We start from the raw sequence: 14,843 nt of genomic DNA, 5'->3' as shown, positions 1-14,843 counted from the left end.
CCTTTCATAAAGGGTGCTTGCCGATATTTTCCGGGCGCAGGAGGGTGGGCTTCCGCAGGTCGGCACAGCCGCAGTCGTCGTCCAGGGATACCCGTCCCAGGGCTTTCAGGATGATGCGGCCGAAGGCTGGGGCCGCCTCAAAAAAGAGCTCCTTCAACTCCCTGTGCTCCCAGGGTTTCACCACGCCTTCCCCGTAATTTACAACCAGGTAGATGCCGGCATAACAGGCCCCCATCTCCCGTGCCAGGTAGACTTCGGGGCAGAGGGTTTGGCCCACCACGTCCGCCCCCCACTGGCGGAAAAGGTTCACCTCGGCCGCGCTTTCAAAGTGGCGCCCGTCCGTCACCAGGTAGACGCCGCGGTCAAAGACTCGCCCAAGGGGAGCCTCCCTGGCCGTTTCGACCAGGGTCCTGTGCAGGGAAGGGCAGATCGGCCGGCGCATTATCGACAGGTAGCCCTCCTGGAGCCCCACATCCCGGCGCATGGAAAAATCGATGTAGTCGGTTACCACTACAATATCCTGGGGGTCCAGCATGTGATTGACGCTTCCCACCCCGCCCTCGGCGATAATCTTCCGCACGTTGGCCTGCATAAAGGCGTAGAACAAGCGCTGGGAACTTTCGCCCCAGGAGACGCCGGGAATCCGCCCGTGCATTTTAGCCGCCAGGACGCGCCGCGGCGGAACGCCGGTGGAAAAAAGGGTTAAAGGTGCGCTTGGACCCCAGGGGGTGGTAAAAACGACCTCCCGGGCCAGCACCTCCGTCCCGGGATCCTTTAAGGCTTCAGGGAAGTTCAAGCTGAAGGTGCCCGAGCCGCCGATAAAGCCTATGTCGGCCTGCACCTTTGCTTCATCCATCCTCCTTCACTCCTTCTACCCGGTAACCCAAACCGCGCAGGTTATAGGCTACCAGTTCTTTGCCGGCCGCCGTCAGATCGGCGGGGACACCTTCTTTAAGCCACCCCATGACCACCTGGTAGAAAGTACCCACAAAGGCCAGGGAGGCAATGCGGGCATCCTGGGGCGGTAGTTCTCCCCTTGCGATTTCTTCCTCCACGTCTTCCTCCACCAGTTTGGCCAGGCGGTGCAGCAGGTCGTAGAGCTGTTCCGCCACCGCCGGGTGGCCCGCAGGCGATTGAACCAGCATTACCCGGGCCAGGTCACGGTTCTCCTGCAATACCGCCAGGGCCGCCTCCATGGAAGCCTGGAGTTTTTGGCGCCCGCTGCCGGCGTTTTTGCGGGCCCGGGCAATACGGTCCAGCACCATTTCATAGGCTTCGTTGACAAGGGCGGCAAAGAGGGCATCTTTATTGCGCAGGTATAAATAAATGGTACCGACGCCCACTCCCGCCCGCCGGGCGATATCTTTAATCGAGGTGCCGTAGAAACCGTTCCGGGCGAACTCGTCCCGGGCCGCCTGCATGATGGCCTGCAGGCGTGCCTCCAGTTTTTGATCCACCTTTTTCGTCCGCCGGTAAACCAAAATTTTACCTCCAATTTTCAAACAATGAATAGAGATTCATTATTTCACAGACATTTTATTACTACCCGGGGAGAAAGTCAACCTCTTACTGTAATCCAGCCTTATGTTCCTTTTAAAAAGGAGGCTGTACCCGGCGGGGTACAGTTTTTGTTAAAATAATAACAAAATGTTTCAAAGAAAGTACTAAAGGATGGTTCACTATAGCTTGAAAAAGCAGCCGGGGCTTGCAATCAAAATATTGGCATGAAAGTTGCTAATAGTTAGAGAAGAGATAAGCACCATGGTCTCTGTGGTCAACGAGAATGTAGCGGGCATTGAAGAAGTAGCCAGGGGTGGTTGCCTGTAAGAAGGCAGTCGCGATAAACAAAGGGAAATTTTATGGCTCCGCCCGGAAAGGCACGGGAAGTGAGAATTAGAAGGGGGAGATGCGGCGGGCAAAGGGGAGGTAACTATGGCAGGGATTCGCGGGAAACATTAAAAAATTATTTAAACAAGGGGGAGAGCTTTATGGTGTACAACATTACCCGTACCTCGCCCATCGTTTTCGGTGTGGGCGCGGTGGAACAGGTGGGAACCAAGGCCAAGGAGCACGGATGCGGAAAAGTCATGCTGGTTACCGACGCGGGTATAAAGAATGCCGGTATTGCCGCTGAGGTGCGGAAATACCTGGAGGCCGCCGGTGTGGGAGTTGTGGAGTACGATAAAGTGCCCTCTGATCCTCCGGACAACATCATAGAAGAGGCCGCCGGAATTGCCAGGAGTGAACAGGTTGACGGCGTGGTGGGTGTAGGCGGCGGTAGCGTTCTGGATGCAGCCAAAGGTGTTAACGTTTTATTGACCAATCCCCCTCCGATTACCAACTATTACGGCGTTTTTACGGCTAAGAATCCCGGAAAAGTACTTATTCTCCTTCCTACTACCTCCGGTACCGGGAGCGAAGTGACGGCCATTTCGGTGGTTACCAACAGCCGCACGCAAAAGAAGAGCGGGGTAATAGGCCCTTACTGCATGTCAACGGTGGCCATAGTCGACCCGGCTTTGACGGTCAAGATGCCCCCGGCCCTGACGGCAGGCACAGGCATGGACGCTTTTTCCCATGCGGCGGAAGCCCTGACTTCCGGTTTTGCCAATCCCGTCTCCGGTATCCTGGCCGAAAGGGCGGTAGAACTTATTTACAAGTATCTCCCCGTAGCCGTTGAAAACGGTGACGACATGGAAGCGAGGATTAATATGTCCCTGGCCTCGATGCTGGCCGGCATAGCCTTTAACGATGCCCTGCCGCACTACGGCCACGCTATAGCCCATACGGCGGGGGCCCACTTCCACGTGCATCATGGCATGGTATGCGGGTTAGCCCTGCCGGTAGTTTTGGAGTTCGTTGCCGATGCAGTTCCCGAGAAGGTTAAAATTATCGCCAGGTGCATGGGATTAGAAGTAAGCGACGCTATATCGCCGCAGGAAGCGGGGCGCAAAGTTCGTGAGGCTATCCAGGCCTTTACCGCCCGGATAGGCATGAAGACCTTTAAAGATGCAGGGATCGCTAAGGCGGATCTGGAGGCCATTGCTGCGGACGTATTGACTGATGACTGTGCGGCCTTTGGACCGAAGAAGATCACCGTCGAGGATGCACGCAAGCTGTTAAGCGAGATGTATGTTTAAGGGCAAGGTATAAGAGGGAAACGGTCCTCCGGGCAAGCCGCCCGGAGGACCGCTAAATAAGCTGGCCGTAGGCCGTTTAAAGACCTTTTAGGAGGGATAAAGTGATGGCTACCCTGAAAGGCGGGTACTGGGGAAAGATTCTCAGAGTCAATCTTACGGAGAAAAAGTGGAATGTTGAAGACTTAGACCCGGCAATAGTGGCCGCATACATTGGCGGCGCCGGCCTGGGCATAAAACTGCTTTACGATGCCGTGGGACCGGGCGTGGACCCTTTAAGCCCGGAGAACGTGTTGGTAATTACTACAGGTCCAATGACAGGAACGGATGCTCCCTGCGCCAGCCGCATGGCAGTTGTTTCGCGTTCGCCCTTAACGGGCGGGGTGGCCATGGCCTTGAGCGCGGGCTATTTTCCCGCTGAACTGAAATTTGCCGGCTATGATGCCGTTATTATTGAGGGCAAGGCCGAGAGCCCGGTGTATCTATATATCAAAGATGGAGATGTGCAGTTCAGGAATGCAGAACGGCTCTGGGGCATGATGACCACCGACACCCAGCTTTTCATTAAGGAGGAACTGGGCGACCATAACGTGCGCGTGTCCTGTATAGGACCGGCCGGCGAAAAGCTTTCCAGGATAGCCTGTATTATAAACGAGCGCCGGGCTGCGGGCCGCAAAGGCGTCGGTGCGGTAATGGGCAGCAAAAACCTCAAGGCCATCGCCGTACGGGCTACGAAGGATGTCCCGGTACAAGATCCCCAGTCTTTCTCCCAGATATTAAAGGACCTGCACAAGCTGATGCGTGACGACCCCGCCCTTTATCCCGCCCTTTCCAAGATGGGCACTTCCGTCGCGGTAGAAGTCACCTCAGCCATGGGCATCTGGTCGGCGAAGAACTGGATGGAAACGGGCGTTTTCAGCCCGGTCGATAAGTTAGGCGGCCAGGCCATGGATGCCTATACCATCAGGCGTAATCCCTGCTACCGTTGCCCGGTAGCCTGCAGCCAGGTCAGGACGGCGAAGGATGGCGCCTATGCCAGCGTGCTGGCCGAGGGGCCGGAGTTTGAAACCATTTATTCCCTGGGCAGCAATGTGGGTGTCGATTACGCCCCGGCAGTCATAGCAGCCGACCGCCTGTGCGACGAGTATGGCCTGGATTCCATTTCAACCGGGGTAACTATCGGCATGGCCATAGAGCTTTACGAGCGGGGCATACTCGGTAAAGAAGAAGTCGACGGGCTGGAACTGCGGTTCGGCAATTATGAGAGCGTCCTGGAACTCATCCGCAAGATGGCCATCCGGGAAGGCTTCGGCGACGTGCTGGCCGACGGTTCGCGCCTGGCCGCCCAGCGTTTCGGCAGGGGAGCGGACAGGTACGCCATGCACATAAAAGGCCTGGAACTCCCTGCTTACGACATTCGCGGCGCCAAGGCCCACGGCCTCAACTATATTACCTCTTACACAGGGGCCGACCACAACCGCGGCTATGCCTTCCAGGAGATTTTCGGCGTTCCCCTGCCTGAACCCGTGGACCGGCTGGAGATTAAAGGCAAGGGTAAACTCACCAAGTGGAACCAGGATTTCGCCGTGTCCTGCTTTGACTCCCCGACCTTCTGCAATTTCCTCAATTCGGCCCTGGCCATTGAAGGACCAAGAATCATAGCCGGGCTGATAAACGCTGCCTCCGGGCTTTCCCTGACTGCGGAAGATATATGGCAGGCAGGGGAAAGGATAATGAACCTGGCCCGGGTATTCAATGCCCGGGAAGGCTTCAGCCGTGCCGACGATACCCTGCCGGCCAGGCTTATGGAAGAGCCCATTAAGGCCGGTAACTCCGCAGGCCAGCTCATATCCCGGGAAGACCTGGATAAAATGCTCGACGAGTATTATGAGGCCAGGGGCTGGGATAAGGAGACGGGGCTGCCGACCAAAGAAAAACTGGTGGAACTGGGCTTAGAGGATACGGTAGAGGCGGTAGAGAAGGCCAGGGCCTCCCTCAAGGGCGGGTCAGGTTCTTAATGAAAATAAAGGTGGAGGCCATACTCGACCTGGCCCAGTTATTGGGCGGGCGAATGGTTGAAGTCGAGGTCCCGGAGGGGTCGACCCTGCGCGCCCTGGTAGGGAGCCTGATCGACGGCTACGGCGAACCGTTAAGGAATAAGCTTATCCGGCCTGATACCGGTGAACCGTACCGCTATATCCGGTTTATGGTCAACGGCAGGGATATAATCGGGCTGCAGGGACTGGATACCCCCCTGGTTGAGGGAGACACCGTCCTGATTCTCCCCCCTGCAGCAGGAGGTTAGAGGGTGGTTTGCGGCCGCGGAAAGCAGGGCCGCAAACCACTATTCTGGTATTATCGTATCGATCCGGGCATAGTAAAGCACCGGAGAATTGACAGTAAGCAAGGGCCTCGCCTGCAAATACGGTTGGACCGTAGGGCTGCTAACCCTTGGCCTGGCCGCAGGGATAGGCCCTTTATATATTGTTGCTTCTTGCATGTAACCGGTTACAGAGGCGATGTACCTGTAGCGGTACATACTTGCCGTTTATTTTTATGCAAAATGTTCCCCATTAAGTTCTACAAGGCCGGGCTGGTCTCACAGGACCCGCCTTTGAGTTTTGGCATGGAAATTGCAAAAAAAACCTTTGTAAAAGTCCCCGAGAAGTGAAAAAATGCGTAGGAGGATATAGCTGTGCCCAAGATCAGAACTGCTGATGAAGTTGCAGCCCTCATCCGGGACGGGGCTACAGTAGCAGCAGCCGCCTTCGGACTGGCCGGGTGGCCGGAAGAGATTGCCAGGGCCATAGAGAGGAGATTCCTGGCTACCGGGCATCCCCGGGACCTGACCCTGGTGCACGGGTCGGCTACCGGTGACTGGAAAGAAAAGGGGATCACCCGCCTGGGGCACGAAGGGCTCATCAAAAGGTGGATCGGGGCCCACATAGGTTCTTCGGCCAATATGTGCAGGCTGGTCGAGGAGGACAAGATCGAGGCCTACAACCTGCCCCAGGGTGTAATAGTCCACCTCTGGCGGGAGATTGCCGCCCGGCGTCCCGGCGTCATAACAAAAGTGGGTCTGGGCACCTTCGTCGACCCGCGTACTGGTGGAGCAAAGTTAAATTCCCGCACCACCGAGGATATCGTGCAAGTGATTGAGCTGGAGGGCGAAGAATACCTTTTTTTTAAAACCTTCCCCGTCGATGTGGCCCTAATCCGCGGCACGGTAGCTGATGAGAACGGCAACCTCACTATGGATAAAGAAGGAATCCTGGTGGAAGCTCTACCTTTAGCCCAGGCCACCAGGAACAGCGGCGGCACAGTCATCGCCCAGGTAGAGTACGTAGCGAAAGCAGGGACGCTGCATCCCAAAGACGTAAAGGTACCGGGTATCCTGGTGGACTATATTGTGGTCTGTACCGACACCGAGTATCATTACCAGACCGAGGGTACCTATTATAACCCGGCCTTTGCCGGCGAGATAAAAGTGCCTTTAGAAGCCCTCCAACCCCTGCCCCTGGACGAGCGCAAGATAATTGCGCGCCGTGCGGCCATGGAGCTTATACCCGGGGCCATTGTCAACCTGGGAGTAGGCATACCCTCGGATGTGGCCGCGGTAGCTGCCGAGGAGAAAGCCGTGGATCTCATGACCCTGACCACCGAGGCGGGCAGCATCGGGGGCGTTCCCGCCAGCCTGCCTCACTTCGGGCACGCTTACAATGCCGAAGCCACCATCGAGCACCATGCCCAGTTCGACTTCTATGACGGCGGCGGTATAGACGTGGCCTTCCTGGGCCAGGCCCAGGTGGACGCTGAAGGAAACGTCAACGTCAGCAAGTTCGGGAGGCGGGTCATAGGCTGCGGCGGCTTTATCAACATCAGCCAGACCTCCAAGAAAGTGGTTTTCTGCGGGACCTTTACCGCCGGGGGGCTAAAAGTCAGGGTAGAAGACGGGAAGCTTGCAATCGAGCAGGAAGGCAGGAGCAAAAAGTTTATTAACAAGGTCGATCAGATAACCTTTAGCGGCAGGTACGCGCAAAAGATCAAGCAACCCGTCCTCTATGTCACCGAACGAGCGGTCTTTAATTTGGATGACGGCGGCGTAACCCTCATAGAGATTGCCCCCGGCGTCGATCTGGAAAAAGATATACTGGCGCAGATGGATTTTAAACCCCGGATAGCAAGCAATTTAAAGAGTATGCCCCGGGAGATCTTCCTGCCCCGCTGGGGGCAGCTCCGCGGTATCATAGAAGCCAGAAAGAGAGGCCGGTGAGAGAAGATGGTTGATCTATTACTGACACCCGAACAACAGCGATATCAAGAGCTGGCCCGCAAATTTACCCGGGAAAAGATAATCCCGGTGGCCGGTACCTATGACAGGACGGGCGAGTTCCCCTGGCCTATCGTCGAAGCGGTAAAAGAAATAGGTCTTAACTGTATGACCGCGCCCAAAGAGTACGGCGGCCCGGAGCTGGATTCCCTGACCATTTCCGTCATAGTCGAGGAGTTCGCGTACGGCTGCGCCGGTGTCGCCACGACCCTGGGCGGGAACGGCCTGAGCTCCTACCCGGTGCTGATAGCAGGCAACGAGGAGCAGAAAAGACTCTTTTTCGGCACCCTGGTGGCCGGGGGCCTGGGCGGCTTTGCCCTGACAGAGCCGGGGGCCGGATCGGATGCCGGGGCGGTTGCCACCGTGGCCAGGCGCCAAGGGGATGAATACGTCATAAACGGGACCAAGTGCTTCATCACAACCGGGGCCATGGCCGATATCTTTATCGTCTTTGCCTCCACTAATACCGCCTTGAAGCACCGCGGGCTCAGCGCCTTCATCGTCGAGCGAGAACGCGAGGGCATAACAATAGGGCATGAAGAGCACAAAATGGGCATTCGCGCCTCCAACACCGTAGAGATGCGGTTTAAAGACGTCAGGGTACCTGCAGGTCATCTCCTGGGCAGAGAAGGGGAAGGCTTCAAGATTGCCATGCAGACCCTGGATATGGCCAGGCCCATCGTGGGAGCCATAGCCGTTGGGGTGGCGAGGGCCGCACTGGATGAGTGCATCAATTACGTCAAATCCCGCCGGGACGGGGGCAGGCCCCTGGCTTCCGAACAGTTAGTCCAGTTTAAGCTGGCGGATATGGCCATGAAAGTAGAGACCGCAAGGCTTATGGTGCGCCGGGCCCTGGCCTTGAAGGGAGCCGGGTTACCCTACTCGAAGGAATCGGCCATGGCCAAGGCTTATGCTGCTGACGTAGCCATGGAGGTTACGGCCGAAGCGGTCGCGATTATGGGCGCCCTCGGATACAGCAAGGATTCCAGGGTGGAAAAACTCATGCGCGATGCCAAGATCACGCAGATATACGAGGGGACCAACCAGATCCAGAGGATAGTTATCGCCAATCACCTGCTCAGGGGGTAACCCCGGGTGACTACAGGCCAGCAGGTTTAAGCTGAAGGGGGTTAATGGTATGCGGTACCCGCTGACAGAGGAGCAGCTTCTGATCCAGCAGAACGCCAGGGAATTTGCCGGGAGATACGTGGAACCTGTGGCCACAGCAATCGACCGCCAGGGCAGCCACCCGGAGGAAATGGTCAGGAAAATGGCCGAACATGATTTCTTCGGGCTTCCCTTTCCGCAAGAATACGGGGGTGTGGAGGCTGGATTCTTGAGCTATGTCCTGGCCGTGGAGGAGATATCCAGGGCCTGCGCCTCCCTCGGATCAATCCTTATCAACCATTGTTCCCTGGCGGCATACGCCATCTACCGGTGGGGTACGGCCGCCCAGAAGGAGCGTTTCCTGTCCCCCATGTGCGGGGGCGAAAAACTGGGGGCTTTTGCCCTGTACGAACCGGGCGCGTCCGTTGGCTGCGGCGAGCACAGGGTGGTAGCCGTAAGAAAAGGCGACGGCTATGTTTTGAACGGCCGCAAGTATTTTGTAGCCAACGGCGGCGCGGCGGACGTCTACATCGTGTTTGCCCTTACCGAACCGGAAAAGGGCCTTGAGGGCCTGTCGGCTTTTATCGTGGAGAAGGACGTACCGGGGTTTAATGTGCTAAGGCAGGTAGAAAAGATGGGGCTGAACGGCTTACAGGCGGCCGAACTGGCCCTGGAAGGAGTAGAGGTAAGCGGGGACAGCCTTTTGGGGCCGGAGAACGGCGCGGCCGCCATGCTACATGAGGCCCTGGCCCTGGGGAAAATATCGGCCGCGGCGCAAATAACAGGCATAATGCAGGCCGCGCTGGCGGAGTCGGTCAAGTACGCCGGGGAGAGGGTCCAGTTCGACCAGCCCATCGCCCGGTTCCCGGCCATCCGGCAGATGATTGCCACCATGTCTGCCAACCTCCACCTGGCCAGGCTGGCCGTATACAGCACGGCCGACCTGGTAGATAAAGGCGAGCCCTTTATCGCCGAGGCGGCCATGGTGCACATGTTCGCCGCCCGGGCGGGCCAGGGCGCCTGCATCGATGCCATCCAGGTTCACGGGGGATACGGCTACAGCCAGGAACTCATTGTTGAAAGGCTTTTCCGGGATGTAAAAGGCGCCCTCATTACCGACAGCCTCTTTGAGTACCCGGATTACCTGGTGGCGGAAAACGCCCTGGCATAAATCCCTGACTACCATCCGGCAAAAATCGCGGGGGGGAAGAGCATGGCCAAAGTTATAGTCTGCTATAAATGGGTAATAGACGAAAAAGACATAAGGATAAATTCCGACCGCAGTATTGACTTTTCCAAAGCCCAGCGTAAGATAAGCGAATACGACAAGAATGCCATAGAAGCCGGGGTGAGGATAGCCCCGGAACTGGATTGCCGGGCAGTGGGCCTTACCTTCGGGGGGCCGGAGGCCAGGCAGTCCTTAAAGGACGCCTTGTCCAGGGGCCTGGACGAAGTATACTGGGTAAACCACAGCCAGGCCGGGCGCGCTGACGGGGCCGTGACGGCCAGGGTCCTGGCCGCTGCGGTGAAGAAGATAGGTGACTTCAAGCTGGTCATATGCGGGGAAGGGGCCGGCGATACCTATGCCCGGCAGGTAGGACCGCGCCTGGGAGCAATGCTCGATCTCCCCGTGGTGACGGCGGTGTGCGGCCTGGAGGCGGAAGGCGATATCTTACTCGCCACCCGTAAGCTCGAGGACTGCACGGAAAAGGTCAAGGTAACCCTTCCTGCCGTAGTAAGCGCCCTCCCGGAAATAAACGAGGCACCGGTACCCAGTCTCAAGGCCGTGCTGGCTGCAGGGAAAAAACCTTCCCGGGAATTGACATTGGAAGCCCTCGGCCTGGAAGAGAAAGACGTGTTTGCCGGGTCGGAGGTAATAGATACTCAAGGCTATATAATGGACCGCAAGAACGTTATCTTAAAAGAAGGCGATTTGGCCGGGAGGGTCCGGGAACTGGTCGCTTACCTTAAGAAGGAAGGGGTTATCTAGCCATGGCAGGTACCTTTGTCATCTATGCCGACAAACCAGCCGTAGCCTGTGAACTGATAAGTTTCTCAATATCCGCAGGGAAAAAAGCATGCGTAGTTACCTTTGACGCCGGAACGGCGCGGCGTTTTGCCCGGAGCGGGGCAGGCAAAGTGCTCGTGCTGGAGGGAGAAAACCGGCTGCTTGAAAACTATGCCAGGGCCCTGGCCGGGGTGGTGGCACAGGAAGGGGCCGAAGCCTTTGTAGCAGGCTCTACCGTCAGGGGAAGGGAACTGGCGGCCAGGGTGGCCGGTTATCTCGATTGGCCGCTCATCAGCGACGTGTCTTCCGTCCGGTACGAAGACGGGGCGTTTATTACCGAACGCCTGATGTACGGCGGCGCGGTGGTCCGGAAGGAGAAAGCCCCGGTACCGGCCGTGCTGACCATTCCCGGCGGGAAATTTGAACCCCCGGCGGAGGGGGAAGAAGAGGCCGAAATTGTAACCCTGGACTTACAACCCGATACGAGGATATCCCTGGTGGAAAGATCGCCCCTCGATAAACGAGGTGTAGATCTAAGCGCCGCCGAAAAGATAGTGTGCGCAGGCATGGGCTTCGCCAAAAAAGAGGACCTGGCCCTGGCCGGAGAGCTGGCGCAGGTTTTAGGGGCCGAGATAGGTTGCTCCCGCGGCGTGGCCGAAGAACGCAAATGGCTGCCCGCCGACGCGTATATAGGCATTTCCGGTGCCACGGTAAAACCGCGGCTCTACCTGTCCCTCGGCGTGTCGGGACAGGTGCAGCACGTGGTAGGGATAAGAGACTCGAAGCTCATCGTGGCCGTCGATATAAATGAGAATGCCCCCATCTTCCGGGCGGCGGACTACGGCATCGTTGGTGACCTGTATGAGGTAGTCCCCCTGTTAATCCGGGCTTTGCAGAGCGCTTGAAGTCAAGGGAGAGATAGCTCTTGAGCGGTGAAGAGAAATTTGATGTCATCGTAGTGGGGGCGGGACCGGCAGGCAGCGCCTGCGCCTGCACCCTGGCGAGGGAAGGCAAGAGCGTCTTGCTCGTCGAACGGGGGGACACGGCCGGGGCCAAAAACGTAAGCGGGGGAAGGCTCTATACCCACGCCCTCAAGGTTCTGGGCGACGAGTTTGTCCGGGAAGCGGCGGTCGAAAGGAGGGTCACCCGGGAAGAGATCATGGTGCTCTCGGGTGACCGGGCGGTGACCATCGATTACCATGACCCTTCCTTTAACCGCGAGGGCGAGGTCCCCCAGTCGTACACGGTGCTGCGGGCCGTGCTGGACGGCTGGCTGGCCGGCAAGGCCGAGGAAGCGGGCGCAATTGTAGCGTGCGGCATCAAGGTAGACGATGTTATCGAAGAGAACGGGCGCATTGCAGGGGTAAAAGCGGGCGAAGATGAAGTATATGCTGATGTTGTCGTCGCTGCCGACGGGGTGAACTCTATTCTCGCCCAAAAGGCCGGGCTTATTGGTGATATCGCGGCCGTCAACGTGGCTGTAGGGGTGAAAGAGATCATAGCCCTGCCCCCTAAAGTCATTGAAGAACGTTTTGGCGTCAGGGGTGAAGAGGGTACCGCCCTCCTTATCCTCGGCTGCACGGAAGGCATAAAAGGCGGCGGTTTTCTCTATACCAATAAAGAGAGCATTTCTTTAGGATGCGTGGTGGCGCCGGAAGAGGTGGCCGGGCACGGGAAGCCGGTGCACAGGATATTCCAGGAGCTCAAAATGCATCCCGCCGTGTATCCCCTCATCGAAGGCGGGGAAACAGTGGAGTATGGGGCCCACCTGGTCGGCGAAGCAGGGTACCGGGGCGTGCCGCGGCGGCTTTACCGGGACGGTTTCCTGGTCACGGGTGACAGCGCCGGGTTCGTCGTCAACCTCGGCTACACTATCCGGGGCATGGACCTGGCAGTTTTAAGCGGCGTGGCTGCGGCCCGGGCCGTGCTGTCCGAGACAAAGCCTGAACGCGTAGGCTCGGCCTACATGCAGGAGCTGGAGAACCTTAAAGTGCTCCCAACCATGAAAGCGGTGCAGGGCTATGTTGACCTTCTGGACACCCCGCGGTTATACGAACAGTATCCCCGGTTTATCATCAACGTCTTCCGGGAGTTGTTTACCGTGGACGGGAGTGTGCCGCCATCCTTGCGGGCAAAGGTTAAAGCAGCCATGAGGGACGGCGGGCCGGGCTGGTGGCAGGTTATAAAGGACGGGCTCAGGGGGCTAAAGAACTGATATGAGCATAAGGATCATGGATACACCCGAACTTTTAAGTCTCAATAAATTCAACGTGGATGAAAAGGAGCCGCATATTAAAATAAAAAAAGAGATATGCGCCGGATGTACGGAGAAACCGTGTCTCGTGGTCTGCCCGGCGGGACTGTACCGCCTTGATCAGGACGGGGATATAAGTTTCGACCACGCCGGGTGCCTCGAATGCGGGACGTGCAGGATAATGTGCAGGCATAAGGGCGCCATCGAGTGGCAGTATCCCCGCGCGACCTTCGGGGTGACCTACAGGTTTGGCTAGACGGCTGCAGGGTGACAGGAAAGGAGGGGGCAGGCCGCCCTCTCTTTTTTTCTGTTGCTTACGGCTCATTGTAGTAATAACCGGCCGGGGCTTCCCCAAATTTCTTATAAATTTTTAAGGTTTAATCACCATGTTCCTGATATAATTGGAAATTAGAGATCCAGCAGTGAGCAGCGGGAGAGGAGATTGACATGGCAACCGGTGCAGTCCCGGTAACGCCCCCACGGTCGCATAAAGGCAAATGGCTTGTGGGGGCCTGTTTAGTTATACTCCTCGGCGGCGCCATCCTGTGGTGGCAGCACGGGAGGAATACAGGGGTAACCTACATAACCATGCCTGCCGGCCAGGGCAATATTAAAAACACCATCAACGCCACCGGCAGCATCGAACCGGTCAAGAGCGTTACGCTGGGGTTTAAAACCGGCGGCATCATCAAAGCCATCTACGTCAAGCCCGGGGACGCGGTCAAAGCCGGGCAGGTACTGGCCCTCCAGGACACCACCGAACTGGAAGCCCAGCTGGCCCAGGCCCAGGCAAGTTACAACAGCGCCCTGGCCAACCTCCAGAAGCTGGAAGCCGGCGCCACGGCTGCAGAAATCATCCAGGCAGAAGCCAGCGTCGAAACCGCGCGGATAGCCTACAACAACGCCGCAGCCGCAGCCGGGCGCAGCCAGGCCCTGTACGAAGCCGGAGCACTATCAAAAGCGGAGCTGGACAGCGCCATAAGCGAACGTGATAGTGCGGCGGCGAAGCTGCGCCAGGCCGAAGCAGCCCTGGAAGAACTGAAAAACGGCAGCCGGCCGGAAGAGATCGCGGCGGCGCAGGCGCAGGTAGAGGTAGCCCGGGCACAGTTAACCCTGGCCCAGAACAATTTTGACGGCGCCCGGGTCCGTGCCCCCTGGGACGGCATCATCAGCGCCGTCAACGGCGAAGTAGGGTACCGCGTCGGCAGCAGCGACAGTGGTAGCGGCTTCATTACCCTGATCACGGAAGAACTGCAGGTACGCGCCCGGGTAAACGAAGCCGATATTAACGAAGTAAAGGTAGGACAGGAAGTAACCCTTACCGTCAACGCCCTGCCCGGAGAAGAAATACCCGGGAAAGTAGCCTGGATCGCCCCCGAAGCCCAAACCATCTCCAACGTCCAGCTCTACGAAGTAGTCATATCCATAGATAAGAATAAGAGCCAATCACTGCGGGCCGGCATGACGGCCAGCGTTGACTTTATCATCGCCCGCAAGGACAACGTCTTAACCATACCCAGGGCAGCCCTGACCTTTGCCAGAAACTACAGTGCCAGCAGCCTCCAGAACGGTGGCACTACAGCCGGCGGCGATACAGCTGCCCCCGGCAGCAGGACGGCCGGGAGCAGCAAGCAAGGAGGTAGCGCTCCCGGCGGTGGCGCAAACCGGGGCAGCGGGCAGGAGAGCGGCACAGCCAGTACAAATACAGGCGCGGGCACGAGCGCGGCAGGCGCCGGAGAAGCCGGCACAGCTAAGGCCATAGTGCTGGTATTAGAAAACGGCCGGCCGGTACCCCGCCAGGTCGTCACCGGCGTGAGCGACGCGAGCAACGTCGAAGTAGTAAGCGGGCTGCAGGCAGGAGAAGCGGTCATCATCGGCACCAGCACTACCAGCGGGAAAACAGCCGGCAACTCCACCAGCTCGTCCACCAGCAACCAAACAAGGACGCCGGTAACCCCCGGGCCCATGATGGGGCCGCCGGCAGGCGCCCCCCCGGGGAGGTAGGAA

General features: G+C 57.9%; 13 protein-coding genes. 11 read left to right on the top strand and 2 right to left on the bottom strand.

Annotated features, from left to right (window positions below):
* Nucleotides 1-4: 4 nt before the first annotated feature.
* Both NWF31_RS07325 and NWF31_RS07320 read right to left on the bottom strand, forming a co-directional pair.
* Nucleotides 5-856: an MTAP family purine nucleoside phosphorylase gene (locus NWF31_RS07325; RefSeq protein WP_258359847.1), complete on the bottom strand. Its 852-nt coding sequence runs from the start codon at nt 854-856 to the stop codon at nt 5-7.
* Nucleotides 849-1,481, bottom strand: coding sequence for a TetR/AcrR family transcriptional regulator (locus NWF31_RS07320; RefSeq protein ID WP_258359846.1), 633 nt, complete (start codon nt 1,479-1,481; stop codon nt 849-851). Before NWF31_RS07320 ends, NWF31_RS07325 begins: the two co-directional genes overlap by 8 nt.
* Before the next feature lie 507 nt (nt 1,482-1,988).
* Between NWF31_RS07320 and NWF31_RS07315 the strand changes: the two genes are divergently transcribed.
* The 11 genes from NWF31_RS07315 to NWF31_RS07265 all read left to right on the top strand — a co-directional run bounded on the left by NWF31_RS07315 (nt 1,989) and on the right by NWF31_RS07265 (nt 14,840).
* Complete coding sequence (locus NWF31_RS07315; protein ID WP_258359845.1) at nt 1,989-3,140, top strand: iron-containing alcohol dehydrogenase; 1,152 nt, start codon at nt 1,989-1,991, stop codon at nt 3,138-3,140.
* Nucleotides 3,141-3,244: 104 nt separating this feature from the next.
* Nucleotides 3,245-5,155 carry an aldehyde ferredoxin oxidoreductase family protein gene (locus NWF31_RS07310; protein ID WP_258359844.1) on the top strand — a complete coding sequence of 637 codons (1,911 nt, stop codon included), beginning with the start codon at nt 3,245-3,247 and terminating at the stop codon, nt 5,153-5,155.
* Nucleotides 5,155-5,442 (top strand): MoaD/ThiS family protein, encoded by a 288-nt coding sequence (locus tag NWF31_RS07305; protein WP_258359843.1) that lies wholly within the window; start codon nt 5,155-5,157, stop codon nt 5,440-5,442. Before NWF31_RS07310 ends, NWF31_RS07305 begins: the two co-directional genes overlap by 1 nt.
* 390 nt (nt 5,443-5,832) lie before the next feature.
* Nucleotides 5,833-7,410 (top strand): acyl CoA:acetate/3-ketoacid CoA transferase, encoded by a 1,578-nt coding sequence (locus NWF31_RS07300; protein WP_258359842.1) that lies wholly within the window; start codon nt 5,833-5,835, stop codon nt 7,408-7,410.
* 6 nt (nt 7,411-7,416) lie between these two features.
* Entirely contained in the window at nt 7,417-8,556 is a 1,140-nt protein-coding gene (locus NWF31_RS07295) for an acyl-CoA dehydrogenase family protein (protein ID WP_258359841.1), read from the top strand.
* A gap of 49 nt (nt 8,557-8,605) precedes the next feature.
* A complete protein-coding gene (locus NWF31_RS07290) occupies nt 8,606-9,745 on the top strand; it encodes an acyl-CoA dehydrogenase family protein (protein WP_258359840.1) in 1,140 nt (379 codons plus the stop codon).
* A gap of 42 nt (nt 9,746-9,787) precedes the next feature.
* Nucleotides 9,788-10,564 carry an electron transfer flavoprotein subunit beta/FixA family protein gene (locus NWF31_RS07285; RefSeq protein ID WP_258359839.1) on the top strand — a complete coding sequence of 259 codons (777 nt, stop codon included), beginning with the start codon at nt 9,788-9,790 and terminating at the stop codon, nt 10,562-10,564.
* 2 nt (nt 10,565-10,566) lie between these two features.
* Entirely contained in the window at nt 10,567-11,487 is a 921-nt protein-coding gene (locus NWF31_RS07280; RefSeq protein WP_258359838.1) for an electron transfer flavoprotein subunit alpha/FixB family protein, read from the top strand.
* A gap of 20 nt (nt 11,488-11,507) precedes the next feature.
* A complete protein-coding gene (locus NWF31_RS07275; RefSeq protein WP_258359837.1) occupies nt 11,508-12,797 on the top strand; it encodes an FAD-dependent oxidoreductase in 1,290 nt (429 codons plus the stop codon).
* 1 nt (nt 12,798) lies between these two features.
* Complete coding sequence (locus NWF31_RS07270) at nt 12,799-13,092, top strand: ferredoxin family protein (protein ID WP_258359836.1); 294 nt, start codon at nt 12,799-12,801, stop codon at nt 13,090-13,092.
* Nucleotides 13,093-13,283: 191 nt separating this feature from the next.
* Nucleotides 13,284-14,840, top strand: a complete 1,557-nt coding sequence (locus NWF31_RS07265; RefSeq protein ID WP_258359835.1) for an HlyD family secretion protein — start codon at nt 13,284-13,286, stop codon at nt 14,838-14,840.
* Nucleotides 14,841-14,843: the final 3 nt, after the last annotated feature.

Origin of the sequence: Neomoorella sulfitireducens, assembly GCF_024733845.1 — a bacterium.
In the GTDB taxonomy this organism is placed as follows: Bacteria; Bacillota; DSM-521; order Neomoorellales; family Neomoorellaceae; genus Neomoorella; species Neomoorella sulfitireducens.
Note: the sequence above shows the minus strand (reverse complement) of the source record. Positions and strands in the feature narration are given on the sequence as shown.